Source organism: Thioalkalivibrio sp. (assembly GCF_007692535.1).
Classification (GTDB): Bacteria; Pseudomonadota; Gammaproteobacteria; order Ectothiorhodospirales; family Ectothiorhodospiraceae; genus Thioalkalivibrio.
On sequence record NZ_REBW01000021.1, the window covers coordinates 1 to 2,509 of the forward strand.

3 protein-coding genes are annotated in these 2,509 nt (G+C 63.1%); all 3 read left to right on the forward strand.

All coding sequences use genetic code 11. The annotated features are described in order from the left end of the window. The first annotated feature begins 335 nt into the window (after nucleotides 1–335). The 3 genes from EA346_RS00305 (at nucleotide 336) to EA346_RS00315 (ending at nucleotide 2,277) form a co-directional block, all read left to right on the forward strand. Nucleotides 336–1,004: a glutathione S-transferase family protein gene (locus tag EA346_RS00305; RefSeq protein WP_296754182.1), complete on the forward strand. Its 669-nt coding sequence runs from the start codon at nucleotides 336–338 to the stop codon at nucleotides 1,002–1,004. A 69-nt stretch (nucleotides 1,005–1,073) separates the two neighbouring features. Next, nucleotides 1,074–1,577 carry a WbuC family cupin fold metalloprotein gene (locus EA346_RS00310; protein ID WP_296754185.1) on the forward strand — a complete coding sequence of 168 codons (504 nt, stop codon included), beginning with the start codon at nucleotides 1,074–1,076 and terminating at the stop codon, nucleotides 1,575–1,577. A gap of 445 nt (nucleotides 1,578–2,022) precedes the next feature. Next, nucleotides 2,023–2,277 (forward strand): hypothetical protein, encoded by a 255-nt coding sequence (locus EA346_RS00315; protein ID WP_296754188.1) that lies wholly within the window; start codon nucleotides 2,023–2,025, stop codon nucleotides 2,275–2,277. Nucleotides 2,278–2,509 lie beyond the last annotated feature (232 nt).

The window sequence follows — 2,509 nt, forward strand, 5'->3', positions numbered from 1 at the left end:
GACCCCAGCCTCCATCACTCGTTTCAGGGGTCTCAGGAGGTCTCTCCTGTCCCAATGAAATTAATCCCTTAGGGTTGTAATCTCCAAATCGCTTGTGGTTTCTGATGCGTGCAGCCCCAAACGAGCGGGAATGGATATGCTCTGGAGTCCCCGGCTGCTGGATGGGCTAACGGACAAGGCGACCACGCCGCCCCGAAAGATGAAAGTCGCGGGTGTGTGCAAGGGAGGCGTCGCGCCCAGGTCGCGACGATGTTGCTGAGCCCGAGGCGGATCAACGCCGTGACGATCGAGGGCGGGATTCGCGACTGGCCATACGAAAAGGCGGGGGGAATGCCATGAAGCTCAAGCTCGCAGTGTTTGATTTCTGTCCGTACTGTCAGCGTGTGCGGATCGCCTTGGAGCACTATGGCCTTCCGTACGAGCTGGTGACGGTCGATCCCGAGGCACCGCCGGAGTGGTTCGCGACGGCATCGCCCCGCGGAAAAGTCCCGCTTCTGATGGTGGACGACACGCCGATCCTCGAATCCGCCGTCATCGGCGAGTTTGTCGATGAGATCGGGGGGAGGCGCCTGATACCGGGTGATCCGCTCGCGCGCGCCCAGGTCCGGTTCTGGGCCGACTTTGCCTCGGCGTGTCAGATGGGCTTTGGGAACATGGTGCGGGCGGCGGACGAGGAGGCCTTCGTTTCGGCGCGTAGTAACCTGCACCAGGATCTGGCGTATGTCGATCGCGTCTTGGATGACGCCGGGCCCTATTTCGCCGGTGGCGGGCTCTGTCTGGTCGATGTGGTCTTCGCGCCCTTGCTCACGCGTTTGCTGATCCTGGAGCCCGTGTTGAGCTGCCTCCCGCAAGATCTCCCGAAGGTCCGTCGCTGGGCGGAGGCCCTGCAGGCGTTACCCGAGGTGGATCGGTCCGTCTCGGGCGATATCCACGGCGCCTTCGCCTCCATGGTGAGTCACCTCGGTCCTCAAGGGCATGTCAGTGCCCAGCTGGCGGCAGCCTGACGCACGAGGCGGTCAGATGGTCCACATGGTCGCCAGTCTCAAGTCCTGCGGCGCGATGAGGCGCAGCACATGACGAAGGCATCGTCGCCCGTGACGCGGATCGACCAGGTTCTTCTGGATCAGGTGTCCGCCGAGGCTCACCGCTCACCGCGACTGCGGCGCAACTACAACCTGCACGCGGAGTCCGAGCCCGTGCAGCGCTTCCTGAACGTGCTGCAGCCCGGTACCTACGTGCGGCCACACAGGCACCTGCGGGACGAACCGGGTGAGGGATTCGAGTGCTTCGTGGTGTTGCAGGGCGCCGTGGGCCTGCTGCTGCTCGATGAGCAGGGTCGGGTCATCGGGCGCGAGCGGCTAGATGCCGACGGCCCTCTACGGGGGGTGCAGTTGGGCGACGGTGAGCCACACACTCTGGTCGCGTTGAGTCCCGATGCCGTGATCTTCGAAGTCAAACAGGGACCCTACCAGCCGATGGCTGACAAGGACTTCCTGCCAGGATTTCCAGAAGAGGGCACCGCGGAAGCCGCGGCGCAGGTGCGGGAGTGGACCTCACTATTCGATGCCAGGGGCTGAAGTCAGGCCGTCGGTCGCCTCACCTTCATGGCCCCTGCCGGTGGCTCGAAGCTGGTTGGCGATCACGATCTCTGGTGCGGCTGGGAATCTGTTAGCCTCCCGGGGCAGATCCCTGAGCGGTGCGACAGATGGTGTTTCGGGGTGTTGGGGTGGCTGTGCTGTGGGTCATGTTGGCCGCGTCGCTTAGCGGCTGCAAATGGAGCGCGTGTGTTGGCAGTCGAACCGCCGGGGCCGCCGGGGTCGGAGAGCCTTGGGCGCAGGTATCAACGTCAATGGACAGTGACTGATGGGTCGAGTAGCTGAGACTCTCCTGTATGTCGCTCTGGCGGTCGTGCCGGCTGGCTGCCAGTGGAGCGCGAGCAGCTGCTTTGGCGACTGCGAAGATTGGCAAGATCGTCGTTGTGCAAGCCCCGAGACCTACACGGTGCCGGATTCCGCGTCATCCGTGTCTATCGACCCGGACGGAGCGTACTACGCGATCAAGGTGACGGGATCGGGGACCCTGGTCCAGATCAGGGGTCGCGGAGTTGCCTGTGAAATCCGTATCGAGGGCGATAACAACCTGATCCACTTCGAAACGACGAGGCACATCGTGCGCGCCTGCCGGTTCATCGGTAACGACAACACCATCGAGCGCCCGAGCGGAATGGCATTGACTTGCGAAGACAGCGGTGTCGGCAACACGCTGCTGGTGTATTGACGGAGTGTCTGGCCGCAGAAACGGTTTTTGCGTGGTTCCAAGGAAGCGCTGAATACGTCGATCCCGTTCGTGGTGCGACACGCTCACCACGAACGGGATCATCCCTTTGCCGTTTCCTGAACCTGCCAAAGGACATTGCTCAGCGCTTCCGTAACGGCTCCGACCAAGTACCGCTCGTGGGTCCGTCACTACACTTTGCAGCGCGCAAGTCCCGTACGACGGACCGCAGGAG

Excerpts from the sequence above, each read along its gene's own strand:
- EA346_RS00305 (WP_296754182.1), top strand. The coding sequence starts at position 336 with ATGAAGCTCAAGCTCGCAGTGTTTGATTTCTGTCCGTACTGTCAGCGT.
- EA346_RS00310 (WP_296754185.1), top strand. The coding sequence starts at position 1,074 with ATGACGAAGGCATCGTCGCCCGTGACGCGGATCGACCAGGTTCTTCTG.